20 protein-coding genes are annotated in these 25,027 nt (G+C 71.6%); 15 read left to right on the forward strand and 5 right to left on the reverse strand.

Annotation, left to right across the window (positions count from 1 at the left end; all coding sequences use genetic code 11):
• The first annotated feature begins 5 nt into the window (after nucleotides 1-5).
• From DEJ34_RS06230 to DEJ34_RS06250, 5 genes are all read left to right on the forward strand, one after another.
• Nucleotides 6-2,378, forward strand: coding sequence for a glycosyltransferase family 2 protein (locus tag DEJ34_RS06230; protein ID WP_110899936.1), 2,373 nt, complete (start codon nucleotides 6-8; stop codon nucleotides 2,376-2,378).
• Nucleotides 2,379-2,380: 2 nt separating this feature from the next.
• A complete protein-coding gene (locus tag DEJ34_RS06235) occupies nucleotides 2,381-3,964 on the forward strand; it encodes a chitinase (RefSeq protein WP_220032802.1) in 1,584 nt (527 codons plus the stop codon).
• 137 nt (nucleotides 3,965-4,101) lie between these two features.
• Nucleotides 4,102-4,578, forward strand: a complete 477-nt coding sequence (locus DEJ34_RS06240; RefSeq protein WP_110825255.1) for an FHA domain-containing protein — start codon at nucleotides 4,102-4,104, stop codon at nucleotides 4,576-4,578.
• Entirely contained in the window at nucleotides 4,578-5,282 is a 705-nt protein-coding gene (gene ftsR, locus DEJ34_RS06245) for a transcriptional regulator FtsR (RefSeq protein ID WP_110825256.1), read from the forward strand. The genes DEJ34_RS06240 and ftsR overlap by 1 nt, the downstream gene beginning before the upstream one ends.
• A gap of 184 nt (nucleotides 5,283-5,466) precedes the next feature.
• Complete coding sequence (locus DEJ34_RS06250; RefSeq protein WP_110825505.1) at nucleotides 5,467-6,027, forward strand: MerR family transcriptional regulator; 561 nt, start codon at nucleotides 5,467-5,469, stop codon at nucleotides 6,025-6,027.
• 385 nt (nucleotides 6,028-6,412) lie between these two features.
• Here the strand turns inward: DEJ34_RS06250 and DEJ34_RS06255 are convergent, their stop codons facing one another.
• On the reverse strand, nucleotides 6,413-7,234 hold the full coding sequence (locus DEJ34_RS06255) for a ParA family protein (protein WP_110825506.1): 822 nt from the start codon (nucleotides 7,232-7,234) through the stop codon (nucleotides 6,413-6,415).
• 60 nt (nucleotides 7,235-7,294) lie between these two features.
• On the opposite strand from DEJ34_RS06255, the gene DEJ34_RS06260 reads away from it, so the two are divergent.
• The 4 genes from DEJ34_RS06260 to DEJ34_RS06275 all read left to right on the forward strand — a co-directional run bounded on the left by DEJ34_RS06260 (nucleotide 7,295) and on the right by DEJ34_RS06275 (nucleotide 13,109).
• The gene (locus tag DEJ34_RS06260; RefSeq protein WP_110910943.1) at nucleotides 7,295-10,705 is read left to right on the forward strand and encodes a pyruvate carboxylase; all 3,411 of its coding nucleotides are present in this window, start codon (nucleotides 7,295-7,297) and stop codon (nucleotides 10,703-10,705) included.
• Nucleotide 10,706: 1 nt separating this feature from the next.
• Nucleotides 10,707-11,201: a peptide deformylase gene (locus DEJ34_RS06265; protein ID WP_110899939.1), complete on the forward strand. Its 495-nt coding sequence runs from the start codon at nucleotides 10,707-10,709 to the stop codon at nucleotides 11,199-11,201.
• Nucleotides 11,202-11,333: 132 nt separating this feature from the next.
• Nucleotides 11,334-12,842: a hypothetical protein gene (locus tag DEJ34_RS06270; protein WP_110910942.1), complete on the forward strand. Its 1,509-nt coding sequence runs from the start codon at nucleotides 11,334-11,336 to the stop codon at nucleotides 12,840-12,842.
• Nucleotides 12,843-12,977: 135 nt separating this feature from the next.
• Complete coding sequence (locus DEJ34_RS06275; RefSeq protein WP_258368247.1) at nucleotides 12,978-13,109, forward strand: hypothetical protein; 132 nt, start codon at nucleotides 12,978-12,980, stop codon at nucleotides 13,107-13,109.
• Between the two features lie 132 nt (nucleotides 13,110-13,241).
• Here the strand turns inward: DEJ34_RS06275 and DEJ34_RS06280 are convergent, their stop codons facing one another.
• The gene (locus DEJ34_RS06280) at nucleotides 13,242-15,056 is read right to left on the reverse strand and encodes an AMP-dependent synthetase/ligase (protein WP_375342304.1); all 1,815 of its coding nucleotides are present in this window, start codon (nucleotides 15,054-15,056) and stop codon (nucleotides 13,242-13,244) included.
• Between the two features lie 213 nt (nucleotides 15,057-15,269).
• On the opposite strand from DEJ34_RS06280, the gene DEJ34_RS06285 reads away from it, so the two are divergent.
• The 3 genes from DEJ34_RS06285 to DEJ34_RS06295 all read left to right on the forward strand — a co-directional run bounded on the left by DEJ34_RS06285 (nucleotide 15,270) and on the right by DEJ34_RS06295 (nucleotide 18,436).
• Entirely contained in the window at nucleotides 15,270-16,223 is a 954-nt protein-coding gene (locus DEJ34_RS06285; RefSeq protein ID WP_110825507.1) for an ROK family protein, read from the forward strand.
• A gap of 26 nt (nucleotides 16,224-16,249) precedes the next feature.
• Nucleotides 16,250-16,975: a lysophospholipid acyltransferase family protein gene (locus tag DEJ34_RS06290; protein ID WP_110889603.1), complete on the forward strand. Its 726-nt coding sequence runs from the start codon at nucleotides 16,250-16,252 to the stop codon at nucleotides 16,973-16,975.
• 117 nt (nucleotides 16,976-17,092) lie between these two features.
• Nucleotides 17,093-18,436, forward strand: coding sequence for a class II 3-deoxy-7-phosphoheptulonate synthase (locus DEJ34_RS06295; RefSeq protein WP_110900110.1), 1,344 nt, complete (start codon nucleotides 17,093-17,095; stop codon nucleotides 18,434-18,436).
• A gap of 112 nt (nucleotides 18,437-18,548) precedes the next feature.
• Here DEJ34_RS06295 and pknB read toward each other — a convergent pair whose 3' ends face one another.
• Both pknB and DEJ34_RS06305 read right to left on the reverse strand, forming a co-directional pair.
• Nucleotides 18,549-20,588 carry a Stk1 family PASTA domain-containing Ser/Thr kinase gene (pknB, locus tag DEJ34_RS06300; RefSeq protein WP_110900111.1) on the reverse strand — a complete coding sequence of 680 codons (2,040 nt, stop codon included), beginning with the start codon at nucleotides 20,586-20,588 and terminating at the stop codon, nucleotides 18,549-18,551.
• Between the two features lie 113 nt (nucleotides 20,589-20,701).
• Nucleotides 20,702-21,958: a LysM peptidoglycan-binding domain-containing protein gene (locus tag DEJ34_RS06305; RefSeq protein WP_258368246.1), complete on the reverse strand. Its 1,257-nt coding sequence runs from the start codon at nucleotides 21,956-21,958 to the stop codon at nucleotides 20,702-20,704.
• A gap of 224 nt (nucleotides 21,959-22,182) precedes the next feature.
• Here DEJ34_RS06305 and DEJ34_RS06310 point away from each other — a divergent pair, with 224 nt between their 5' ends.
• The gene (locus DEJ34_RS06310; RefSeq protein WP_110825263.1) at nucleotides 22,183-22,545 is read left to right on the forward strand and encodes an Rv2175c family DNA-binding protein; all 363 of its coding nucleotides are present in this window, start codon (nucleotides 22,183-22,185) and stop codon (nucleotides 22,543-22,545) included.
• A gap of 83 nt (nucleotides 22,546-22,628) precedes the next feature.
• Here DEJ34_RS06310 and DEJ34_RS06315 read toward each other — a convergent pair whose 3' ends face one another.
• Nucleotides 22,629-23,747 (reverse strand): polyprenyl synthetase family protein, encoded by a 1,119-nt coding sequence (locus DEJ34_RS06315; RefSeq protein WP_110910941.1) that lies wholly within the window; start codon nucleotides 23,745-23,747, stop codon nucleotides 22,629-22,631.
• An 84-nt stretch (nucleotides 23,748-23,831) separates the two neighbouring features.
• On the opposite strand from DEJ34_RS06315, the gene DEJ34_RS06320 reads away from it, so the two are divergent.
• Both DEJ34_RS06320 and mraZ read left to right on the forward strand, forming a co-directional pair.
• Complete coding sequence (locus DEJ34_RS06320) at nucleotides 23,832-24,233, forward strand: SCO2097 family morphological protein (protein WP_110910940.1); 402 nt, start codon at nucleotides 23,832-23,834, stop codon at nucleotides 24,231-24,233.
• Between the two features lie 291 nt (nucleotides 24,234-24,524).
• On the forward strand, nucleotides 24,525-24,956 hold the full coding sequence (mraZ, locus tag DEJ34_RS06325) for a division/cell wall cluster transcriptional repressor MraZ (RefSeq protein ID WP_110825266.1): 432 nt from the start codon (nucleotides 24,525-24,527) through the stop codon (nucleotides 24,954-24,956).
• Nucleotides 24,957-25,027: the final 71 nt, after the last annotated feature.

The following is a 25,027-nucleotide window of genomic DNA, read 5'->3' on the forward strand; positions in this document are numbered from 1 at the left end:
ACAGCATGCCCGAACAGCTGGACGACGCCCCGATGCGCCGTCGACAGTGGGGGGCCGAGCGGCGGACCCGGCCGCTCGACACCATCCACGCTCGCCCCTCCGACCGGAAGCTCGTCTCCGGCCGTGTCGCCATCATCCTGACGATCGCCTTCTGGCTCGCCTACCTCGTCTACACGGTGATCCGACAGTTCCTGGACTACGGCACCGAGAGCTTCCGGTTCACCACCGAGGCCGTCTCGTACCTGGTCGTCGTCACCTTCCTCACCTTCTCCGCCCTCATGCACCTGGTCGCCCGCCAGGGAGCCCTCGAGCGCTTCGCGACCCACGTCCGGGTCCCGCGTGCGGAACTCGACCGGCACTTCGCCGAGGGACACGGGTCGCCGCTGACCGTCCTCGTGCCGAGCTACGCCGAGGAACCGGACGTCGTCGCGACCACCCTCTGGTCCGCCGCCCTGCAGGAGTACCCGTCCCTCCGCGTCGTCCTGCTCGTCGACGACGACCCGTTCCCCACCGACCCGGAGACCGCCGCGAAGCTCGAGCGCACCCGCGGCGTGGCGGCGTCCATCCAGGCGCAGCTCGCGGCCCCGTCCCACCGCTTCCGCGAAGCCCTGTTCTTCGCCGAGATCGAGGCCGAGCAGGCGCCGATGGCCTCCGTGGCGGCCCTCCGCACCCTGGTCGCGCACCACCGCTGGGCCGACGCCTGGCTCCGCCGGCATGCACGCGAGCACGGCATCGCCGACCACGTGGACCACTTCTTCCACGACCAGGTCCTCGTGGGCCTGGCCGACGAGTTCCGCCTGACCGCCGAAGCACTCGACGCCGCCATCACCGACGCCGGCGACCGCGAAGTCACCGACGTGACCTCGGCCCGTGCGGTCGAACTGCAGCGCCGACTCACCTGGACGTTCACCGCCGAGATCACCACCTTCGAGCGGAAGCGCTACGCGAACCTCTCGCACGAGGCGAACAAGGCGATGAACCTGAACTCCTACCTCGGCCTGCTCGGCGGCGCCTACCGGTACGAGGAGACCGCATCGGGCACGGTCCTCCGCACCGTCGCGGACCCCGCCGAGGCCGACCTGGTCGTCCCCGCCTCCGACTACGTCCTGACGCTCGACGCCGACTCGGTGCTCCTGCGCGACTACTGCCTGCGCCTGGTCTACTTCCTCGAGCAGCCCGAGAACGCGAACGTCGCCGTCACCCAGACCCCGTACTCGTCGTTCCGCGGTGCGGCGACCCGCATCGAGCGCCTGGCCGGTGCCACGACCGACATCCAGCACATCCTGCACCAGGGCATGTCGAAGTACGGCGCCACCTTCTGGGTCGGCGCGAACGCGGTCATCCGCACCCGGGCCCTCCGCGACATCGAGGAGACCGAGACCGTCGGCGGCTTCGAGGTCAAGCGCTACGTGCAGGACCGCACGGTCATCGAGGACACCGAGTCGAGCGTCGACCTCGGCATGCACAGCTGGACGCTCGTGAACTACCCAGAGCGACTGTCCTACAGCGCCACCCCGCCGGACTTCGGCTCGCTCATCGTGCAGCGCCGCCGCTGGGCCAACGGCGGGCTGCTCATCCTGCCGAAGTACATCCGCCAGGTCCGCGAGCGCAAGGCACGCGGGGAGCGCGTCAGCGTCGTCGAGATGGCGCTCCGCGTGAACTACATGGCGTCGATCGCGTGGGGCTCGCTCGGGCTCATCTTCCTGCTGGCCTACCCGTACGACTCCCGGCTGCTCAGCCCGATGGTGCTCCTCGCCGCGCTGCCGTACTTCTGGCTCTTCGCGAGCGACCTCAAGTACTGCGGGTACAAGCGCACCGACATCCTCCGCATCTACGGGTTCAACCTCATCCTCATGCCGGTGAACGTCGCCGGGGTGCTCAAGAGCATCCAGCAGGCGCTCACCGCGAAGAAGATCCCGTTCGCCCGCACGCCGAAGGTCCGGGACCGCACCGCCTCGCCCGCGCTCTACGTCCTCGCGCCGTACGCGATCGTCGCCTTCTCGGTGTTCACCTTCGTCCGCGACTTCGGCGCCGAGAACTGGGGCAACGCCACGTTCGCCGCGTTCAACGCCCTGCTCGCCACGTACGCGATCGTCGCCTACATCGGTGTCTGGAACTCCGTGGTCGACGTCTTCCTGTGGGCGACCGGGTGGATGTTCTACGACCCGTCCGCCCGCGCCGCACGCCGTGCGGCCCGCAAGGAGGCCCGTCTCTCCGCGAAGGCGGCCCGGCGCGGCCTGGTCCCCGAGCCCGAGCCCGTGCCCGCGACCGAGGACTGGCGCTCGGTGCTGTACTTCGGCCAGCGCGGCACCACCATGCCGGAACACCTGGCGACCCGGCACGACACCGTGCACCACGACGAGAAGACGGCGGCCTGACCATGAGCACCACACGACGACTGTCCCCGATCCGCGTGACCGTGGCCGCCGCGGTGGCCCTCGCGGTCGCCGCCGGAGGCTACGCCGGGCTGGACCGCTGGCAGAGCGCCCAGGCCGCCGAGACGGTGAAGCCCTGGTTCGCCGCCTACACCGACGTCACCGTCACCCCGACGTTCCCGTTCGAGGACGTCAAGTCGACCGCGGGCCGCGACGTCATGCTGTCCTTCGTGGTCGCCGACCACGACGAGGCGTGCACGCCGACGTGGGGCGCGGCGTACGGGCTGCAGGAAGCGGGCGACCAGCTCGACCTCGACCGGCGCATCGCCCGACTCGAGCAGCAGAAGGGCGCGGTCGCGGTGTCGTTCGGCGGGCTCGCCAACGACGAGCTCGCGACGACCTGCACCGACCGGAGCAAGCTCGTCTCGGCGTACCAGAGCGTCGTGAAGCGGTACGACGTCTCGACCGTCGACTTCGACATCGAGAGCGACGACCTGACGAAGGCCGACGCCGGCAAGCGCCGTGCGGCAGCGGTCGCCGACCTGCAGGAGCAGCGCCGCGCCGCCGGGCACCCCCTCGCGGTGTGGCTGACGCTGCCGGCCGCACCCGGCGGGCTCACCACGGACGGCACCCGGGCGGTCGCGCAGTTCCTGCGTGCCGGGGTCGACCTGGCCGGCGTCAACGCGATGACGATGGACTACGGCGCGAGCAAGGGCTCGAGCCAGAGCATGTACTCGGCATCGGTCGAGACGCTGCAGCAGGTCAAGCGCCAACTCGGCATCCTCTACACGCGGGCCGGGACGCCGCTCGGCGACCGGACCCTGTGGCACAAGGTCGGCGCCACCCCGATGATCGGGCAGAACGACGTGCAGGACGAGGTCTTCTCGCTCACCGACGCCCGGAAGCTCAACGCCTGGGCGAAGCAGCAGGGCCTCGGACGCATGTCGATGTGGTCCCTGAACCGCGACACCACGTGCGGCTCGAACTACGTCAACCTCTCCACCGTGTCGAACTCCTGCTCGGGCGTGGACCAGGACGGTGTGCTCTTCGCCGACGTGCTCGGCAAGGGCTTCGGCGGCGGCATCGTCGCGGCCTCGGGCGACGTCACGAAGGCCGAGCCGTCCTCGACCGTGCAGCCCACCGACGACCCGTCGACGAGCCCGTACCCGGTCTGGGACGACGAGGCCTCCTACCTCGAGGGCACGAAGATCGTCTGGCACCGCAACGTCTACGAGGCGAAGTGGTGGACCTCGGGCGACCTGCCCGACGACGCCGTGCTCAGCGCGTACGAGACGCCGTGGCAGCTCGTCGGCCCGGTGCTCGCGGGGGAGAAGCCGGTCGCACCGCTCACGCTGCCCAAGGGCACCTACGCGGGGTGGTCCGGGACCGCGGCGTACGACACGGGCGACCGGGTCCTGTTCGACGGCACGCCCTACCAGGCCAAGTGGTGGAACACCGGCGAGAGCCCCGAGGCGTCCACGAGCGACCCGGACGGCTCGCCGTGGACCCGCCTGAAGGACGCCGAGGTGAAGGAGATCCTGCAGGACGTCCGCGCCGGGAAGGCAGCCCCGGAGGGCGCGACGCGCTGACCGGTCGCGGTCCGACAGCCACCGGACAGGAGGCTCCCCGCCGGTCGGCGGGGAGCCTCCTGTGTCCCCTGTGGACGGGGCTCTCGCCGACCGGCTGGTTTCCGATACGCTGGGCGACCAAGAGGAGGAGGTCCACGATGCCAGATCCAGTGGTCCCGCAGCCGGGACGACGAACCCCGGAGCAGCGGCTGGTCGACACCACGCTGACCTTCAGCATGGAGAACGCCGCGGCGCTCACGCCCGAGGCCGGAGTCTCCGCGGAAGAACGCGACGCGATCTCGGCGCTGCCGTCGGGGTCGGCGCTGCTCGTCGTCCGACGCGGTCCGAACGTCGGAGCACGGTTCCTCCTCGACTCCGACGTCACGACGGCCGGGCGGCACCCCGACGCCGACATCTTCCTCGACGACGTGACGGTGTCCCGCAAACACGCGGACTTCATCCGCCGCGGGACGTCCTTCAGCGTGCAGGACCTCGGTTCCCTCAACGGGACGTACTTCGACGGTGTGCGCATCGACGAAGCGCTCCTCGTCGACGGGTCGGAAGTCCAGGTCGGCAAGTTCCGCCTGACGTTCTACGCCTCCCGGGTCGACCTGGCGCGCCTGGCGAACGCGTAGTGGCACCCCGCTCCGCTGCGGCGCGGGCGGTGTCGCCGGCACCGGACCTGCTCACGATCGGACAGGTGCTGGCGCGGCTGAAGCCGGACTTCCCGGACCTGTCCAGCTCGAAGCTGCGGTTCCTCGAGGAACGCGAGCTGGTCACCCCGGTCCGGACGCAGAGCGGGTACCGGAAGTTCTCGCCGGCCGACGTCGACCGACTCCGGATCGTGCTCGGCCTGCAGCGGGACCACTACCTCCCGCTCAAGGTCATCAAGGAGTACCTCGCCGACCTCGACGCCGGCCGCGAGCCGACGCTGCCGGGCGGTGGGGACGTGCCCCGTCCGTCCATGCTCGGGCGGGAACGGCGGTACTCGCGCGACGAACTCCAGCGCGTGGCCGGAGCGTCCCCGATGCTCGTGGGGGACGCGGTCTCGTCGTCCCTGCTCCCCGCGGCGGACTCCTACGGGGAAGAGTCCGTCGGCGTCCTCAAGGCCCTCGTCGAGCTCCAGCGCTCCGGGATCGAGCCGCGACACCTGCGCACCTTCCGCGCGACCGCCGAGCGGGAGGTCGGGCTCATCGAGTCCGCACTCATGCCGGTGTCGCGGCGGGGTGACGCCACCTCGCGCGCGAAGGCGCTCGAACTCGCCCGGGAGATCGCCGGACACCTCGAGGTCATCCGCTCGTCACTCATCCGAGCGGCCATCGGTCGGCTCGACTCGTGAGCACCCCGGAGCGGGTCGACCCTCGACGGCCGTCGGTGCCCGGGCATATCCTCGACACGCCGGACGCGCCGGAGCGGATGTCCCGCCTCCACGCCGCCCGACTCGCTACCGTGGACCTCGGAACAACTCTCAACCCGCTGTTGAAGCTTCGGGTGGGAGCTCGATCGTCGTGGAAGGCAAGCTGATGAGTGGGAACGATGTCCCCGGTACCCCGTCTGACATGACGCGGTACGACCTCGGGCTGCTGTTCACCGACGGCCTGCCCGAGCACGACGAACAGAACGGGTACCGCGGCACCGTCGCCGCCAAGGCAGCCGGCATCAGCTACCGTCAGCTCGACTACTGGGCCCGCACCGAACTCGTCCAGCCCACGATCCGCGGTGCTGCCGGTTCCGGGTCGCAGCGCCTGTACGGCTTCCGCGACATCCTCGTGCTCAAGCTCGTCAAGCGCCTGCTCGACACCGGCATCTCCCTGCAGCAGATCCGCACCGCCGTGAACCAGCTCCGCGAAGCCGGTGTGAGCGACCTGGCGCAGACCACCCTGATGTCGGACGGTGCCTCGGTGTACCTGTGCACCTCCGACGACGAGGTCATCGACCTCGTGTCGCGCGGCCAGGGCGTCTTCGGCATCGCGGTCGGCAAGGTCCTGCGCGAGGTCGAGTCCTCGCTGGTCGAACTCGACGCCACCCCGGCCGAGGACCCGAGCGACGAGCTCGCCGCCCGCCGGGCGACGCGCGCCTCCTGACGCGCGGGGCGCTCGCGCCTTCGCCGCCTCGGGGCCGCGCGGCGGGATGCGCAGTCCGCCCCAGGTTCCGCAATTGTGGCATCCCGACGCTCCGGATGCCGGGATCCCGGAACCGCGACGAACGCAGGCGGCACGTCGTGGAACCTCGACACCACCGACCGCAGCCAGCGGGGGCGCAGACCGCGTCCCGCAGACTCGTCGGCGTCCCGCGGGCTCGCCGAGCGGTCGCGGTCGAGCGCTTCGGCACGCTCGACCCGACGATCCGAGGCCGCTCGGCGACCTGAGCAGGCTGTCGTGACCGCTCGGCGACCTGACCGAGCTGGCGTCCCGTCCCGGAACGACGAAGGGCCGCCCACCGGCGGCCCTCCACGATGTCCGACGCGGACTACTCGGCGCTGGCGCTCGCGCCGTCGGCGTACGGACCGATCTTGCCCGTGCGCATGATCCGCTCGAGCAGCTGGTCGAAGTTCCGCGCCATCTCCTGCGCGGACTCACCCGGCCACACGTGCAGGGGCTTCGCCGCACCCTGCGCCTGCTGGAGCGAGGTGCGCTCGGGCAGCTGCGGGGAGAGCACGAGCGGCCCGAACATGTCACGGAGTTCCTTGATGCGGAACTGGTGCTCGAGCGACTGCACGCGGGCGCGGTTGACGATGATGCCGAGGGGCTGGAGGCGCGGCGAGAGTCCGCGACGGATCTCCTCGATCGCGCGGAGGGCACGGTCGGCGGCGGCGACGGAGAACAGGCCGGGTTCGGTGACGACGGAGACGCGGTCCGACGCGGCCCAGGCGGTACGGGTCAGGGCGTTGAGCGACGGCGCGCAGTCGATGAGGACGAGGTCGTAGTCGGCCTCGACGTTCGCCAGGGCCTCCTCGAGCTTCCAGATGTCGCGGATCGACGGGTGCGGGCCGTCGAAGTTGATGGCCGAGGGCGATCCGACCATGACGTCGATCTTGCCCTGGGACCCCTTCGTCCAGCCGGAGGGGGCGATCGCCTGACGGACGATCTTCTCCTTGGGGTTCTCGAGGACGTCGGCCACGTTGAGGTGGCCCGTCAGGTCGATGTCGAGTCCCGTCGACACGTCCGACTGGGGATCGAGGTCCACCACGAGGGTGCGCAGACCCTTGGCGAACGCTGCCGAGGTCAGGCCGAGTGTCACGGTCGTCTTGCCGACACCGCCCTTGAGCGAGCTCACGCTGAGTACATGCACGATGAGCAACGTTACCGCCAGTAGGGTTGTGAGACCTCAACCCGGGCTGAAAGGGACCTCGTGTTCGACAAGATCCTGGTCGCGAACCGTGGCGAGATCGCCATCCGGGCCTTCCGCGCGGCGTACGAGCTCGGTGCCCGCACCGTGGCGGTCTACCCGTACGAGGACCGCAACTCCCTGCACCGGCTGAAGGCCGACGAGGCGTACCTCATCGGGGAGCGGGGTCACCCGGTCCGTGCCTACCTGGACGTCTCCGAGATCATCCGCGTCGCCCGCGAGTCCGGTGCCGACGCGATCTACCCGGGCTACGGCTTCCTGTCCGAGAACCCCGAGCTCGCCGCGGCGGCCGCCGCTGCGGGCATCACCTTCATCGGTCCGGGTGAGCACGTGCTGGAGATGGCCGGCAACAAGGTCACCGCGAAGGAGCACGCGATCGCCGCGGGGGTCCCGGTCCTCGCGAGCACGCCGGCCAGCCGCGACGTCGACGAACTCGTCGCCGGCGCCGAGGCGATCGGGTTCCCGGTGTTCGCGAAGGCGGTCGCCGGTGGTGGCGGACGCGGCATGCGGCGGGTCGAGACGCCCGCGGAGCTCCGTCCGGCGCTCGAGGAGGCGATGCGCGAAGCCGACAGCGCCTTCGGAGACCCGACGATGTTCCTCGAGCAGGCGGTCCTGCGTCCACGGCACATCGAGGTGCAGATCCTCGCCGACGCGACCGGCGACGATGCTGGCACCATCCACCTGTTCGAGCGGGACTGCTCGGTGCAGCGGCGGAACCAGAAGGTCGTCGAGATCGCACCGGCGCCGAACCTCGACCCGTCGATCGCGGCGGCACTGCACCGCGACGCCGTGGCCTTCGCGCGCTCGATCGGCTACGTGAACGCGGGGACGGTCGAGTTCCTCCTCGACACCGTGGGGGAGCGCGCCGGCCAGCACGTCTTCATCGAGATGAACCCGCGCATCCAGGTCGAGCACACCGTGACGGAAGAGGTCACCGACGTCGACCTCGTGCAGTCGCAGATGCGGATCGCCGCGGGGGAGACGCTCGCCGACCTCGGCCTGTCGCAGGACGGCGTCGCGGTCCACGGCGCCGCGCTGCAGACCCGCATCACGACCGAGGACCCGGCGCAGGGGTTCCGACCCGACACCGGCCGGATCACGACGTACCGCAGCCCGGGTGGCGCCGGCGTGCGGCTCGACGGCGGCACCGTCGCGACCGGCGCGCAGATCAGCCCGCACTTCGACTCGATGCTCGCGAAGATGACCTGCCGCGGTCGCGACTTCCCGGCGGCGGTCGCCCGCGCCCGTCGTGCCCTCGCCGAGTTCCGCATCCGCGGCGTCAGCACGAACATCCCCTTCCTGCAGGCCGTCCTCGAGGACCCGGACTTCGCCCGCGGGGACGTCTCGACCGCCTTCATCGGGGAACGCCCGCAGCTGTTCGACGGCCACGTGTCGAAGGACCGCGGCACGAAGGTGCTCAACTGGCTCGCGGACGTCACGGTCAACCGGCCGAACGGTTCGCCGGCCGCCCACGTGGTGGACCCGGCGCTGAAGCTCCCGGCCACGGACCTCGCTGCGCCGGTGCCGGCGGGGCAGCGCGACCTGCTGCTCCGGGTCGGCCCGGCCGCGTGGGCCGAGGCGCTGCGTGCGCAGACCGCCCTCGCCGTGACCGAGACGACGATGCGCGACGCGCACCAGTCGCTCCTCGCCACCCGCGTCCGCACGAAGGACCTCGTCGCGGTCGCCCCGCACGTCGCCAGGCTGACCCCGCAGCTGCTCAGCATGGAGGCGTGGGGCGGCGCGACCTACGACGTCGCGCTCCGGTTCCTCGGGGAGGACCCGTGGGAGCGCCTGACGGCGCTGCGCACGGCGATGCCGAACGTCCCGATCCAGATGCTGCTGCGTGGTCGCAACACCGTCGGGTACACGCCGTACCCGACGGAAGTGACCGACGCGTTCGTCGCCGAGGCCGCCGCGACCGGCGTCGACGTCTTCCGCGTGTTCGACGCGCTGAACGACGTGAGCCAGCTCCGCCCCGCCCTGGAGGCCGTGCTCGCCACCGGCACGGCGGTCGCCGAGGCGGCGCTCTGCTACACCGGCGACCTCCTGGACCCGGCGGAGGACCTGTACACGCTCGACTACTACCTCCGGTTGGCCGAGCAGATGGTCGAGGCCGGCGCGCACGTCATCGGGATCAAGGACATGGCGGGCCTCCTCCGCGCCGGGGCGGCCGAGCGGCTCGTCACCGCCCTGCGTGCGCGCTTCGACCAGCCCGTGCACGTGCACACGCACGACACCGCGGGCGGGCAGCTCGCGACCCTGATGGCGGCGTCCCGGGCCGGAGCGGACGCGGTCGACGTGGCCGCGGCCCCGATGGCCGGCACGACGAGCCAGCCGAGCATGTCGGCCCTGGTGGCGGCGCTCGCGCACACCGAGCGGGACACGGGCATCGACCTCGGCGCCGTCGGCGACCTCGAGCCGTACTGGGAGGCGGTCCGTCGGGTGTACGCGCCCTTCGAGTCCGGGCTCGCCGGCCCCACCGGCCGGGTCTACAAGCACGAGATCCCGGGCGGACAGCTGTCGAACCTCCGCCAGCAGGCCATCGCCCTCGGGCTCGGCGACCGGTTCGAGCAGGTCGAGGACTGGTACGCCGAGGCGAACCGGATCCTCGGCCGTCCGACGAAGGTCACGCCGTCCTCGAAGGTGGTCGGTGACCTCGCGCTGCAGCTCGCCGCGGTCGACGCCGACCCCGCGGACTTCGAGCAGCACCCGGAGAAGTACGACGTGCCGGACTCCGTGATCGGCTTCATGGCGGGGGAGCTCGGTGACCTGCCCGGGGGGTGGCCCGAGCCGTTCCGGTCGAAGGTCCTGGCCGGACGCGACGTCCGGATCGCCGTCACCCCGGTGCCGGAGCACGAGCGCGCCGCACTGGACACCCCGGGCACCGTACGGCAGCAGGCCCTGAACCGCCTGCTGTTCGAGCAGCCGACGCGCCGGTTCCAGGAGGTGCGGGACGAGTACGGCGACCTCTCCGTCGTGCCCACCGTCGACTACCTCTACGGCCTGCGCCAGGGGGAGGAGCACGTGGTGCCGCTCGGCAAGGGCGTGAACCTGCTCGTCGGGCTCGAGGCGATCGGCGAGGTCGACGCCCAGGGCGTCCGGACCGTCATGGCGACCATGAACGGGCAGCTGCGGCCGGTGGCCGTGCGGGACCGCTCGGTCGTCGTCGAGACCAAGGCCGCCGAGCAGGCGGACCGGTCCGACCCGAAGCACGTCGCCGCCCCGTTCTCCGGGGTCGTGACGCTCAAGGTCGCCGTCGGTGACGTCGTCGAGGCCGGACAGGCCGTGGCGAGCATCGAGGCGATGAAGATGGAAGCGGCCATCACGGCCCCCGTCGCGGGGACCGTCGGCCGTCTCGCGATCCCGGTGACCCAGCAGGTGGACGCCGGCGACCTCTTGGTGGTGCTGCAGTAACGTGACCGTCCGTCCCATCCGCCTGTTCGGCGACCCCGTCCTCCGCTCACCGGCCGATCCCGTCCGGATCGGTTCCGAGGGGGTCCGCGAACTCGTCCAGGACCTCCTCGACACCGTCAAGGAGCCCGGTCGTGCCGGCGTCGCGGCGCCGCAGATCGGTGTCGGACTCCGTGCGTTCTCCTACAACGTCGACGGCGAGGTCGGGTACGTCCTCAACCCGGAGCTCGTCGAGACCGCGGGCGAGCCCGAGCTCATGGACGAGGGGTGCCTGTCGGTGCCGGGTCTGGCGTACCCGACGCGACGGTTCCCCTACGCCAAGGTGCGCGGCGTCGACGTCGACGGTGCCGAGGTCGTGCTCGAGGGCACCGGCCTGATGGCGGAGGCCCTGCAACACGAGTGCGACCACCTCGACGGCACGGTGTACGTGATGACGCTCGACCCGGAGACCCGGCGGCAGGCGCTGCGGGACATCCGCGCGCAGGACTGGTTCCACTGACCGCCGAACGCTGACCACCCCTCCGAACTGGAGCGGGTTTGTCCGCTCAACGGCGGACAGACCCAGGCGCCGGCGTTGTGTACGGTCACCTGGTACCGCCGCCGTGGCGGTCCAGGTCAGGGGATCAGCAGCATGCAGCAGCGCCGCCCGGCGACACGTCGTCGTACCGCAGCAGTCATCGTCACCGCCGCCCTCGCGGCACTCGTGGGCACCACCGTCAGCGTCGTGCCCGATGCCGCACCCGCGGCCGCCGCCACGCGGGAGGTCGAGTCGCCGGACTTCGCCTCGGAGATCTACGGCGACCCGTGGAACTACTCGAACACCGCCGACCAGAACACCGACTCGGTCGGGACCCCCACGTCCGTGAAGGCGGGGAAGCTCCAGGTCGCGCTCCGTTCGGGCGACGCGGTGTCGCTGGTCGACACCATCAGCGGGAGCCTGCCGTACGGCCGTGACGGTGCCGCGAAGCCCGTCGACGCTTCCCGGTACAAGCGGCTGTCGTTCAAGATGGACCAGCCGTTCGACCGCCAGATCGGCGCGGTGTGGTGGTGGACCTGCCGCGAGAAGACCTCCGAGTGCGGCGGCGGCATCACGTTCCCGGTCACTCCCGGCAACAAGGTCTACGACCTGTCCCTGGCCTCCTCGACCCTGCAGTCCAAGCGGGCCTGGTCCGGCAAGATCGTCGCGCTCCGTCTCGACCCGGTCGTCCTGCCCGCCGGCAAGACCGGGACCGCGCGCATCGACTGGACCCGCCTGCACGGCACCGGCGGGGCGCACGCCGCCTACCCGGCCGGCACCTACGGCACCACCACCGTCGTGCGCCGGCCGCGCCCGGTGGTCGACTCGCCCAACGTCCGCCAGGGCGTCGACCTGGCGACGCGACAGCGCGGGAAGCCCTGGGTCTTCACCACCGCCGACAACGCGAGCGGTGTCGGCGTCAAGTACGCCACCGTGCTCGGGTACGGCGGACGGGGCATGACCGCGCGGAACTCCGGTCAGTACCCCGGCGACTCGCAGTTGACCCTGCCGGTGTCGAAGTTCGCCGCGGACACGTACCACAACCTGTCGGTGGAGTACTCGTACGACGGGTCGTTCTCGCTCGCGGGCACACCGGGCGGCGGGAAGATGGCACGGCTCATCTGGTGGGACCAGTCGTCGACCGTGCCGCAGATCGGCAACGACATGCTCACCTGGTCGGGCGTGAACGCCAAGCGGATCGACATCGACCTCAGCGCGCAGAACGACCTGGACGAGGACGCCCTCGCCCCGGAACTCGGCTGGAACGGCAGGTCGATCACGCAGCTCCGCTACGACCCGAACGAGGACCCGGGAGCCCTCACCTGGCACCTCAAGGCGATCCACCTGCGGGCCGACCCCAGTTCGACCGGCCCGACGACCGTCACGTTCCACGACGCGGCCTGGGAACCGGGCGCGACGGCGGCCGTGTCGGTCGCACGGAAGGGCACCGGGGACTGGCACACGATCGCGAAGGACATCGCGGTGAAGGACGGCACGAACTCGGTCCGCTTCGCCCTGGGCTCCCTGCCCCAGGCCAAGTACCGGGTCCGTGTCGCGATCACCCACCCCGGTGTCTCGACCGTCCGGGCCGTGTCGTCCGCCGTGGTGATGATGCGCCGCTGAGCAGCCATGACCGGCGTCCCTCCGACGCCGGTCATGACACCCGGACGCGGGATTGTCAGGACAGCCAGATCACGCGGTAGCGTGTGCGGGTCGGTCTCCCGCCGACCTCACATCCCACGCACGAGGACGAGCACGATGGCACCTCAGAACGACGAGCTCAGCTCGCACCGCACCCGCACCAACCGACTCCCGGAGCCGACCTCGTCCGGCCCCGCCGCGACCGCGGTGCTCGATCCGATCGACTCCCCGGAGGTCCCGCAGGCCTGAGTCGTGTGGGGCCGGCCAGCAGCGCTTGCGGCGCCTCGGTCCCCCCACAGACGACGCACTGGAGGCCCGTCACCCGTCTCGCAGACGGGTGACGGGCCTCCAGGCGGTCGAGCCGCGGGACCGTCAGCGCTGTCAGGGCCGCCGACGCGACGGCACGACCGGCGTCGACGTCGTCTGCACGGCCGACCCCGAGTAGATGTGCTCGACGTCGGCTGAGAAGTCCCGGAGGACGACCGCCCGCTTGATCGTCAGCTTCGGTGTGAGGTGACCGGAGGCCTCGGTGAGGTCCGCGTCGACGACGGAGAAGGACCGGACCGACTCGGCGCGGGAGACCCGGCTGTTCGCGGCGTCCACCGCCTCCTGGACGGCCTGCTGCACCCGCTCGTCGTGAGCGGCCTGCTGCGGGCTCAGTGCCGGTGCGATCCCGCGCGCCTCGCACCAACCGGGGAGCATCTCGCGGTCGAGCGTGACGAGCGCCGCGACGAACGGCTTGCCCTCGCCGACCACGACGACCTGCCCGACGAGCGGGTGCTCGCGGATGGCGTCCTCGAGCGGCGCCGGCGCGACGTTCTTGCCGCTCGCGGTGACGATGAGCTCCTTCGCGCGCCCGGTCACGGTGAGGACCCCGTCGGCGTCCAGCCGGCCGAGGTCGCCGGTGCGGAACCAGCCGTCGCGGAACGCCGCCGCCGTCGCCTCCGGGTTCCGCCAGTAGCGGTCGAAGACGTCGACCCCGCGGATCAGGATCTCCTGGTCGTCCGCGATCCGGACCTCCACGCCCGGCAGGGCACGACCGACGGTGCCGATCCGCAGCTCCGTCGCACGGTTCACCGTCGCGGGCGCGGTCGTCTCCGTGAGGCCGTAGCCCTCGAGGATGACGACGCCGATCGAGCGGAAGAAGTGGGACAGGCGCGGGGAGAGCGGCGCGGACCCGCTGATCGCGTAGCGGACCCGACCGCCGAGTGCGTCCCGGAGCTTCGCGTACACGAGCTTGTCGAAGAGCCGGAAGCGCAGCGTGAGGCCGAGCGGCACCCGACCGGCCGCGACGGCCTCGGAGTGCGCCACGGCGGTCGCGGCTGCCGCGCGGAAGACCCTGCCCTTGCCCCCGAGGTCGGCCTTCTGCTCGGACGAGTTGTAGATCTTCTCGAACACCCGGGGGACCGCGAGCAGGAAGGTCGGCTTGAAGGTCGACACCGCCCTCAGCAGGTCCTTCGTGTCCGGTTCGTGGCCGACGAGCACGCCGGCGGAGACCGACATCGCGGCGATGAACCGGGCGAACACGTGGGCCATCGGGATGAAGAGCAGGGTGGAAGCATCCCCGGCCACCACCTCCGACATCGCCTCGGTGGCGTTCTCCACGGTGGCGGTGAAGTTGTCGTGTCGGAGCACGCAGCCCTTCGGCCGCCCGGTCGTCCCCGAGGTGTAGATGATCGTGGCGTCGTCGCGCCCGGACACCGTGGCCGTCCGGCCGTCGAGCTCCTCGTCGCTGACGTCCTCACCGAGGCGGGTCAGGTCGTCGAGACCGCCGCCGTCGATCGTCCAGTGCTGGCCGAGGTGCGGCAGGTCCGCGGCGATGCCGGCGACCCGTCGGGCGTGCTCCTCCTGCTCGACGACGATCGCGACGGACTCGGAGTCGGCCAGGACGTGCCGGATCTGGTCCGGCGCGCTCGTCTCGTACACCGGGACGGACACGAGACCCGCGGTCCACACCGCGAAGTCGACGAGTGTCCACTCCATCCGCGTGCGCGAGAGGATCGCCACGTGGGCGCCGGGCTGCAGCCCCGCTGCGACGAAGCCCTTCGCGATGCCGCGGACGCGCGCGAGGACGTCGGCGGCGCTGATGCCGGACCAGGTGTCGCCGGTGCGCTCGGCGAGGATCGGACGGTCGGGCGTGAGCGTCGCCCGGTCGGAGAGCAGGCGGGCCGCTGAACCGTGGTCCGGTGCGACCAGGCCGGCGCCGTGTTCGGCAGGGGACCCGCCCCTGCTGGTGGACGTGGTGCGGTCGGCACGCTGATCGGTCACGGCAACTCCCTCGTCGGCCGGTTCGATGTGAGTCCGCTCATCGTCGAGACGGCTCACACTCAGCATAGGACGACTCCTCCGGAGTTCGGTGAGCGTCCACCCGTTCGGTGCGCCGCCACCGAACCGGTAGGCTGCGTCTTCGTGCATGCCATCGGAATCGACATCGGGGGCACCAAGATCGCGGGAGCGGTCGTCACGGAGCTCGGCGAGATCCTCGCCGAGGACCGCGTCGCCACGAACGCTGCGGACCCGATCGCCATGCTCGACGACGTCGTGTCGATGGTCGAGCGCCTCAGCCTCCAGCACCAGGTCGGTGCGGTGGGGGTCGCGGCGCCGGGCTTCATCGACGCATCGCAGTCGATCGTCTACTACACGCCGAACATCCGCTGGCGGAACGAACCCCTGCGCCAGAAGCTGCAGGAGCGTCTCGGCGACCTGCACATCACCGTCGACAACGACGCGAACGCCGCCGGATGGGCCGAGTTCCGCTTCGGTGCCGGTCGCCTGGTGTCGGACATGACCATGCTGACGATCGGCACCGGTGTCGGGGGCGCGATCGTCACCGAGGACCGCCTGTTCCGTGGCGGGTTCGGCACCGGCGGCGAGATCGGGCACCTCCGCATCGTCCCGAACGGCCTGCCCTGTGGGTGCGGCGCGCGCGGGTGCATCGAGCAGTACGGCTCGGGCCGCGCCCTCCAGCGGATGGCGAACGACGTCGCGGACGCCGGTGGCATCGGCGTGGCACTGGCCGAGGCCCGTGACGCGAACGGCGGCCACCTGGACGGCGCGGTCGTCGGGGACCTCATCCTGGCCGACGACCCCGGCGCCCTCGCCGCGCTGCGTCGGCTCGGACGGCACCTGGGCGAGGCGTGCGCGTCGTTGTCCGCGGTGCTCGACCCGCAGCTGTTCGTGTTCGGCGGCGGGGTCGCCAGCGCCGGGGACCGGCTGCTCGAGCCGATCAAGCAGGCGTACCTCAACAACCTCCCGGCCCGCGGCTACCACCCGGAGCCGGACTTCGTGATCGCCGAGCTCGTCAACGACGCGGGGGTGGTCGGTGCCGCCGACCTCGCCCGCATCCACGCCCGCACGGCCTGACCACACCCCACCCGACGGAGTCGACGATGCTCTACTGGCTGCTGAAGAACTTCGTGCTCGGCCCGCTCATCCTGACGCTGTTCCGGCCGTGGGTGATCGGCCGCGAGAACGTCCCGCGGTCCGGGCCGGTCATCTTCGCGTCGAACCACGTGTCGTTCATCGACTCCGTGATCCTGCCCGCCGTGCTCGACCGGCGGATGTCGTTCCTCGCGAAGAGCGACTACTTCACCGGCCGCGGGCTGAAGGGCTGGGCGACGAAGACGTTCTTCAACGCGATCGGGCAGCTCCCCATCGACCGCTCCGGCGGCAAGGCATCGGAGGCCTCGCTCCGCACCGGGCTGCAGGTCCTGGCCCGCGGCGAGCAGCTCGGCATCTACCCGGAGGGCACGCGCAGCCCGGACGGCAAGCTCTACCGCGGCCGGACCGGCATCGCCCGGATGGTCCTGGAGGGCCGGGTCGTCGTCGTGCCCGTCGCGATGGTCGGCACCCGCGAGGTCCAGCAGATCGGCCAGAAGTTCCCGAAGTTCAAGCGCGTCGGCGTCGTCTTCGGCAAGCCGCTCGACTTCTCCCGCTTCGAGGGACTCGAGACCGACCGGTTCATCCTCCGCAGCGTGACGGACGAGATCATGCACGAGCTCCGCGGGCTGAGCCGGCAGGAGTACGAGGACGTCTACGCGACGAGCGTCAAGGAGCGCGCGACGACCGCCCGCGAGACCGTCATGCGGGAGCGTCGGGTCACACCCGGACGGTAGGCTCGGACAGTCCCGCAACCGTCGGGACGCCGTCCCGGCGACGGCCGCGTGCGACCAGAACACCGAGGTGCAGCCTTGTCCGAGTCGATCGACTCCCTCACCCTGCAGGACCCTGACGTGATCGCGGGGCTCGACCACTGGCGCACGCTCCCGATCAAGCAGCAGCCGAGCTGGCCGGACCCCGCCGCTGCCGAGGCCGCCTCCGCGGAGATCGCCACGCTGCCGCCGCTCGTCTTCGCGGGCGAGGTCGACCAGCTGCGCGACCGCCTTGCCGCCGCCGCCCAGGGCAAGGCGTTCCTGCTGCAGGGCGGCGACTGCGCCGAGACCTTCGCCGGCGCCACCGCGGACTCGATCCGCGACCGCGTGAAGACCATCCTGCAGATGGCCGTCGTGCTCACCTACGGTGCGTCGACCCCGGTCATCAAGATGGGCCGCATGGCCGGGCAGTTCGCGAAGCCCCGGTCGAGCGACCTCGAGACCCGGGGGGACGTCACCCTGCCGGCCTACCGCGGTGACATCGTGAACGGGTACGACTTCACCCCGGAGTCACGCCAGGCCGACCCGCGTCGGCTCGTGCAGGGCTACCACACGGCGGCGTCCACGCTGAACCTCGTCCGCGCCTTCACGCAGGGCGGGTTCGCCGACCTGCGCCAGGTGCACTCGTGGAACAAGGGCTTCGCGGCGAACCCGGCGAACGCCCGGTACGAGAACCTGGCGGCCGAGATCGACCGTGCGATCCAGTTCATGGCCGCGTGCGGCGCCGACTTCGAGGCGCTCAAGCACGTCGAGTTCTACGCCTCGCACGAGGGCCTGCTCATGGACTACGAGCGCCCGATGACCCGGATCGACTCCCGGTCGGGTCAGGCGTACGACACGTCCGGCCACTTCATCTGGATCGGGGAGCGCACCCGCGACCTCGACGGGGCGCACGTCGACTTCCTGTCCCGCGTGCGGAACCCGATCGGCGTCAAGCTCGGGCCGACCACGAGCGTCGACGACATGCGGGCCCTCATCGAGAAGCTCGACCCGGAGCGCGAGCCGGGCCGCCTGACCTTCATCACCCGGATGGGCGCCGGCAGGATCCGCGACGAGCTCCCGAAGCTGCTCGAAGCGGTCAAGGGCATGGACGCGAACCCGCTCTGGGTGACCGACCCGATGCACGGCAACGGGCTCACCACGCCGAACGGGTACAAGACCCGCCGGTTCGACGACGTCGTGGACGAGGTCCTCGGGTTCTTCGAGGTGCACCGCGCGGTCGGCACGTACCCGGGCGGCATGCACGTCGAGCTCACGGGCGACGACGTCACCGAGTGCCTGGGCGGCTCGGAGCACATCGACGAGGCGACCCTCGCCACCCGGTACGAGTCGCTGTGCGACCCGCGCCTCAACCACATGCAGTCGCTCGAGCTCGCCTTCCTGGTGGCCGAGGAGCTCCGCGCGCACCCGTCCGTGGCGCGCTGATCGACGCCGCCACCAGCGGCGGTCGCCCCGGCGCACCCCGCTGACGGACGGGAGGCCCGACACCGGACCGGTGTCGGGCCTCCCGTGCGTCCGGCCTCCGGTCCGACGGGGGCTACTGGTCGTAGGCCAGGGTGACGGTGTCGCCCTTGTGCACGGTGGTGCCCGGCGCCGGGTCGGTCGAGCGCACGGGGAGCTTGCTCTCCCAGTCGTAGAACCCGCAGAGGATGTTCGTGCAGTCGGGGTAGGTGACCTCGAGGCCGAGCGCCTCGAGCCTCGCGCGCGCCTCGTCGACGGTGTCGCCGGAGACGTCGGGGAGGGCGATCGGCGCCGGTCCCTGCGAGACGACGACGTCCACGGCCGAGCCCTTCTCCGCCGGGTCGTCGGTCACCGTCGCGGACATGACCTGACCGGTCGGGACGTCCTCGCTGTACTGCTGCGTCTGGGCACCGAGTTCGAGGCCGACGGCGGCGAGGGCGGCTCTGGCGTCGTCGACGGTCTTCCCGGTGACGTCCGGGACGGCTCCGAGTGAGACGGTCAGGGTCACGGGTCCGCGTTCGGGGTAGCGCTCGACCGTGGTCAGGTCGACGGCGCCGGAGCCGTCCCGGCCGGTCGCGGCGATCACGGTGTCGGCGGGCACGTCGGCGGAGAACTCGTACCGCGGGTCCTGCAGCCGGAAGTCGTCGTCCAGGGCGGCCTGCGCGGTGGAGACGGACTGACCGACGATCGCCGGGAGGGCGATCATGCGGGGGCCGCTCGAGACGACGATGCGGACCGCCGTGCCCTTCCGGACCTCGCGGTCCGTGGGCGGCTGGGTCGCGGTGACCAGGCCGGCCTCGACGGACAGGTCGGGACGGCTGGTCGTCGCGGCCGCGGCACGCAGGCCGGTCGACTCGAGGCTCTGGCGCACCTGCTGGACGGTCTTGCCGGCGACCGCAGGGATCCGGACGTTGCCGCCGGGGCCGGGGCCGTACCACGCGGCGATGCCCGCGCCGACGAGCGCGAGGACGACCACGACCACGAGGGCGATCCACCCGCGCTTCCGCCGCTTGACGGACTTGTCCGCGAGTCGCTGCCCGGCGGGGGAGAGCGCGGCGGTGACGGCGCCGGTTCGTCGCGGCCCGGGTGCCGATCGGCCGCCGGGCCGACGCGGCGGGGTTTCCTGCGTCCCGCGGCGGTCGAGCACCGTGGTGTCGTGTTCGCTCGCGTCCTCGACGTCGTCGCCGGAGGTCGCTGCGCCGGCGCTGCCACCCGACGGGAGGATCGCGGTCGCGTTCTCGGGGCGGAGGACGGCCGTCCGGTACTGACCGGTGGCGCGCTGCTGCCCGCCGGCCATGTGGTCGAGCATCTCGCGGGCGTCACGGGGTCGGTCGCGGGGGTCCCGCGCGGTGGCCCAGGCGACGAGGTCGTCGAGCTCCGCCGGGACGCCGGGCAGCGCGGCGCTCGGCGCCGGGACGGTGCCGTTGGCGTGCTGGTAGGCGATCTGCATCGGCTGCTCGCCCTTGTAGGGCTGCTCGCCGGTGAGCATCTCGTAGAGCATGATGCCGAGCGCGTAGATGTCGCTCCGCGAGTCAGCGGCGCCACGGGTGACGAGTTCGGGGGAGAGGTACGCGATGGTCCCGAGCAGGGCCGCACCCGTGGCCGTGTTCGCGGTGGTGGCCCGGGCGAGCCCGAAGTCGCCGAGCTTGATCCGGCCGTCGTCGGCGAGCAGCACGTTCTCGGGCTTCAGGTCGCGGTGCACGATCCCGGCGCGGTGCGCGGACGCCAGCCCGGCCAGGACGGCCCGGAGGATGTCGGTCGCCTGCTCCGGCGTGAGGGCGCGGTGCTCCTGCAGGAGGTCGCGGAGCGTGATGCCCGGGATGTACTCCATGACGATGTAGACGCAGTCGTCCTCGGCACCCTGGTCGTAGACGCCGACGAGGTTGGGGTGGGAGAGGCGGGCGGCCGAACGGGCCTCCTGGATGAACCGCTCCCGGAACGCCTGGTCGTCCGCGAGGTGGCCGTGCATGATCTTGACGGCGACGCGGCGCTCGAGGCGGACGTCGGTGGCGAGGTACACGGTCGCCATGCCGCCCCGCGCGATGCGGGAGCGGACGCGGTACCGCTGATCGATCATGCGACCGATCATCGGGTCCGTGGCGGCGTTCGTGGTCATCTGCGGCATTCTACGAAGCGGTGCACCGGACGAGCGCACCGGCGCACCGGTCGTTACACGATCTCGACCGGAGGGATGACCCGGGGGTCGGGGTCGGGCCGGGGGCGACCGGCTCAGAGCGAGCGGAGCCAGGCGGCCGCCGACTGCTCCCACTGGGCGTAGGCCTTCGGGTACGCGGACAGCTGGACGGCCTGGGCGGCCTCGGTGACGCTCATCGACGACCAGCCGGGGACGTCGAGGAGCCCCCGGGTGACACCCGGGTTGGGGTTCCGCGAGCCGCCGAAGAACAGCTCCGAGGCGTACACGGTGTCCTGGAGCTGCGCGGGCGTCCCCCAGCCCTGGCTCGGCCGCTGCTGGAACAGCCCGACCGAGTCGCGGTCGCCGTGCGCGAGGTTGCGGAGGCTCGACTCCTGCATCGCCGTCGCCAGCGCGATGACGAGCCCGCGGTCGGGCACCCCGAGCGACCGGCCGACGCGGACGATGGTCGCCGCGTTCGCGCGCTGTTCGCTGGACAGGGACGCCCCGCTCGTCGGGAGGACCAGGGTGCCGCCGGCGTAGATCGTGCTCGTGTAGGTCAGACCGTTCGCGGCGAGCAGGGACGCGACGGACACGCCATGGGTCGTCGCGACCGATGCGATGGTGTCGCCGTCACCGATCGTGACCGAGCCGCCGCGGACGACGGCCGACGACGTGGTCGGGCCGGCGGACGGTGCCACGGGCCCGGCGGTGGTCGCGGTCTTCGTCGCGCTCGCGGTGCCGGCGGGGACGCGGAGGGTCTGGCCCGGGTAGATGACGCTGCGCTGGGACAGCTCGTTCGCGGTGAGGAGCGCGGCGGTCGAGACGCCGACCTTGGCGGCGATCCCCGAGACGGTGTCGCCCTGCTTGACGTGGTAGCTCGCGGTGCCGGACGCCGCGGACTGCGCGGCGCCGACCGGGGTCGATGCGAGGCGGAGCGTCTGCCCGGCGTGGATGATCGTGTTCCAACCGAGGCCGTTGCGGACGAGGATCTCCTGCGCGGAGAGGCCGTACCGGGCCGCGATGCCGGAGACGGTGTCGCCCTGCTGCACCGTGTACGTCGTCGGCGCGGCGGTGCGCGTCGCGGCGACGGTGGTGGCGACCGGCGTCGCGGGGCGCGCCACGGCCGTGGCGAACACCGGGCGTGACCCGAGGTCCCGGTCCACGTGGACGTCCCGGTCCGCGTCGACGTGACGCTTCCCGGTGTCGTCGTCGTGGCGCTGCTCGGCGTGCGCGATCGGTCCGGTCAGCCCGGCGGTCACGGCGATCGTGCCGGCCAGGACGATCGGCATGGTGGCGAAGCGGGCGGAGCGGATGCGGCGCGCTGCCTCGTCTGCGGTCGTGTCCCTGTCCACGGTCGTTCTCCTGTCTCCGCACGTCGTCGGCACGGGGTGGCTCTGGCGGCCGTGCGCGCACGTCACGCACAGGTGACCACACGCTGACACGCCGGTGGTCCCAAGTCAACCAGAGAGTCGGGTGATGCGGGTGTGACTGCTGTGACTCAGCGGGGGATCGGCCGCCCGACACGACGCTGTTCACCGCCGTGGTGTGCTGCGCGAGCCCGCCCGGCTCTGGCACGATGGTCCCCGTGAGTGCCCTTCCCGGAGACGACGCCCTGTCCGAACGCTGGTTGACCGTGCCCGACCTGGTCGACCTGCTGGGGGTGAGCCCCGGCCGTGTCCACCGTCTGTTCGAGGAGCGCACGCTGCTCCCCGCCCGCGTCGACGGCGTGCTCCGCGTCCCCGTCGAGTTCCTCGACGGCACCGAGCCGCTGCCCGCGTTGCGCGGCACCCTCATCGTCCTCGGCGACAACGGGCTCACCGACGACGAGGCCGTGCGCTGGATGCTGACGCACGACGACGCGATGGGGACGACGCCCGTCGCCGCCCTGCGCGCCAACCGCAAGGCGGAAGTGCGCCGCGCGGCCCAGGCACTGCTCTAGACGCGACCGCCAGACGGACGGGAGGCCCGGGTACCAGCTGGTACCCGGGCCTCCCGTCCGTCTGCGGTGCCGCGCGCGCCCGGTCAGGCGGAGCGGTTGCTGACGGTGTCGGCGAGGGCCGCGAGCTGGTCGCGCGCCGAGGGAGTGAGCGGTGCGGCGTCGAGGGCGGCCTTGGCACGCTGGACGTGCCGGTCGATCGAGCGTTCGACCGCGCTGACCGCACCGGACTCGGTGAGCGTCGCGCGGAGCATCTGCACCTGGTCGTCGTCGAGGTCCGGGTCACCGAGGAGCTCGTCGAGCAGCTGCCGTGCACCGACCGGCAGGGCCTTGCGGGCGGTGGCGACGAGGACGGTGCGCTTGCCCTCGCGGAGGTCGCCGCCGGCGGGCTTGCCGGTCACCTCGGGGTCGCCGAAGACCCCGAGCATGTCGTCGCGCAGCTGGTAGGCCACGCCGAGGGGGAGACCGAAGGACCGCAGGCCGTCGAGCTGGTTCGCACTCGCGCCGGCGATGAGCGCTCCGATGAGCAGCGGTGCCTCCACCGAGTACTTGGCGGACTTGAAGACGATCACCCGCTGCGCGCGGACGAGCTGTTCGGCGTCGTCCACGGTCGGCCAGGCGGTCTCCTCGTGGATGTCGAGGTACTGCCCGGCGGTGACCTCGAGCCGCATCGCGTGGAACTCCTGCCGCACGATGCGCGCCCGGACGGGGTCGAGGAGGGCGAGGGCCTCGTCGAACACGGCGTCGCTCAGCGAGAGCAGCAGGTCCCCGAGCAGCAGGGCCGCGTTCGTGCCGTAGAGCGCGCGGTCTCCGACCCAGCCGGACTCGGCGTGGAGCGACTCGTACCGGCGGTGGGCGGCGGGACGCCCGCGACGGGTGTCCGACCGGTCCATGATGTCGTCGTGCACGAGGGCCGCGGCGTGGAAGACCTCGAGCGCGGCGGCGGCGGTGACGACGGCCTCGGCGGTCGTCTGGCGGGACCCCTCGGACAGTGGGTCGAACGAGCCGGAGCGTCCGGCGACGGACTGCCAGCCCCAGTAGCAGAACAGGGCGCGGAAGCGCTTGCCGCCGCCGAGCAGGTCACGCGCGAACGTGTCGAAGGGGAGCAGGTCCGGACTGATCGCCGCGAGGCGGTCGCGCTGCTCGTCGAGAGCCCGATCGATCCGCGCCGAGACGAGGTCCACTAATCGCGTACTCTCAGCCACGGTCCTTACCTTAGTGGGTGGCCCGGTCGTAAGATCGATCCACCCCTTCCACCGCGTCGATCCCAGGAACAAGAGGGAACCAAGATGCCGCTCTCGGAGCAAGAGCAACGACTCCTCGAAGAGATGGAGCGGAGCCTCTACCAGAACGACTCCGACTTCGTGGCGCGCGTCAGTCGCCGCCAGGGCCGTCCGACGTACACCGCGATCACGATCGGCGTCCTGATCGGCCTCGTCGGCGTCGGGGTGATCGTGCTGGGCCTGGTCATCAAGCAGCCCCTGATCGGCGTGCTGGGCTTCGTCGTCATGCTCGGCGGGGTCCTCTTCGCCCTGCGCCCCGGTGGTCGTACCCCGACCGCTCGCCCCACCCGGACCGCGTCGTCCGGACCAGGAGCCCGCGGTGGGACCCGTCCCGCACGGGGTTCATCCGGCGGCTCCTTCATCGACCGGATGAACGAGCGCTGGGACAAGCGCAACCAGCAGGACTAGCTCCTCCACATCCCTCCACGGGGTCGGCCTTCCGAGGCCGGCCCCGTTTTTCTGTGCCCTCCGGGCGGTCTCGGCGCCCTCGGCCCGCGGATTCCCCTCCACTCCGCTCCACCGGCGGCCGTCACGCCACGATCCGCGCAGATCCGGGGTCGCGGGCGTGGTCGGCGCACGCTGGAGACCCCCAGTAGGGGTGCCGGGACACCCGAGTGGGGCGTTTGCACAGCGGAGTGGAGGGAAGTGGAGTACCGTGGGGGATGACGACGACGAGTGGAGCTGAGGGGAGGCCCCGACGTGCTGCTCGGTACCCATGCCCCGAAGCTCGACGAGAAGGGTCGCGTGATCCTCCCCGCCAAGTTCCGGGACGAACTGTCCGGGGGACTCGTCATGACCCGCGGCCAGGAGCGGTGCGTGGTCGTCTTCAGTGCCAGGACCTTCGAGGAACTCCACGAACGGATCCGCCAGGCACCGATGACGTCGAAGCGCACCCGTGACTACATGCGCCTGTTCCTCTCCGGAGCGAGCGCGGAGCAGCCCGACAAGCAGAACCGCGTCACGATCCCGCAGAACCTCCGCGAGTACGCGGGGCTCGAGCGGGACCTGACGGTCATCGGCAGCGGTGACCGTGCCGAGATCTGGTCGACCAGCGCATGGGAGGCCTACTACGCCGAGGCCGAAGAGGCATTCGCCGAGAACGACGAGGAGGTGATCCCGGGCATCTTCTGATCCGTGGATCGGGACTCCCAGCCGTGAAGCCCTGACACACCTTCCCCGGTGTCAGGTCGCATGGATGGGGA

Source organism: Curtobacterium sp. MCPF17_050 (assembly GCF_003224435.2).
Classification (GTDB): Bacteria; Actinomycetota; Actinomycetes; order Actinomycetales; family Microbacteriaceae; genus Curtobacterium.

Excerpts from the sequence above, each read along its gene's own strand:
- DEJ34_RS06270 (WP_110910942.1), top strand. The coding sequence starts at position 11,334 with ATGCAGCAGCGCCGCCCGGCGACACGTCGTCGTACCGCAGCAGTCATC.
- DEJ34_RS06240 (WP_110825255.1), top strand. The coding sequence starts at position 4,102 with ATGCCAGATCCAGTGGTCCCGCAGCCGGGACGACGAACCCCGGAGCAG.
- DEJ34_RS06275 (WP_258368247.1), top strand. The coding sequence starts at position 12,978 with ATGGCACCTCAGAACGACGAGCTCAGCTCGCACCGCACCCGCACCAAC.
- DEJ34_RS06290 (WP_110889603.1), top strand. The coding sequence starts at position 16,250 with ATGCTCTACTGGCTGCTGAAGAACTTCGTGCTCGGCCCGCTCATCCTG.
- DEJ34_RS06310 (WP_110825263.1), top strand. The coding sequence starts at position 22,183 with ATGGTCCCCGTGAGTGCCCTTCCCGGAGACGACGCCCTGTCCGAACGC.
- DEJ34_RS06230 (WP_110899936.1), top strand. The coding sequence starts at position 6 with ATGCCCGAACAGCTGGACGACGCCCCGATGCGCCGTCGACAGTGGGGG.
- DEJ34_RS06320 (WP_110910940.1), top strand. The coding sequence starts at position 23,832 with ATGCCGCTCTCGGAGCAAGAGCAACGACTCCTCGAAGAGATGGAGCGG.
- pknB (WP_110900111.1), bottom strand. The coding sequence starts at position 20,588 with ATGACCACGAACGCCGCCACGGACCCGATGATCGGTCGCATGATCGAT.
- DEJ34_RS06250 (WP_110825505.1), top strand. The coding sequence starts at position 5,467 with ATGAGTGGGAACGATGTCCCCGGTACCCCGTCTGACATGACGCGGTAC.
- DEJ34_RS06235 (WP_220032802.1), top strand. The coding sequence starts at position 2,381 with ATGAGCACCACACGACGACTGTCCCCGATCCGCGTGACCGTGGCCGCC.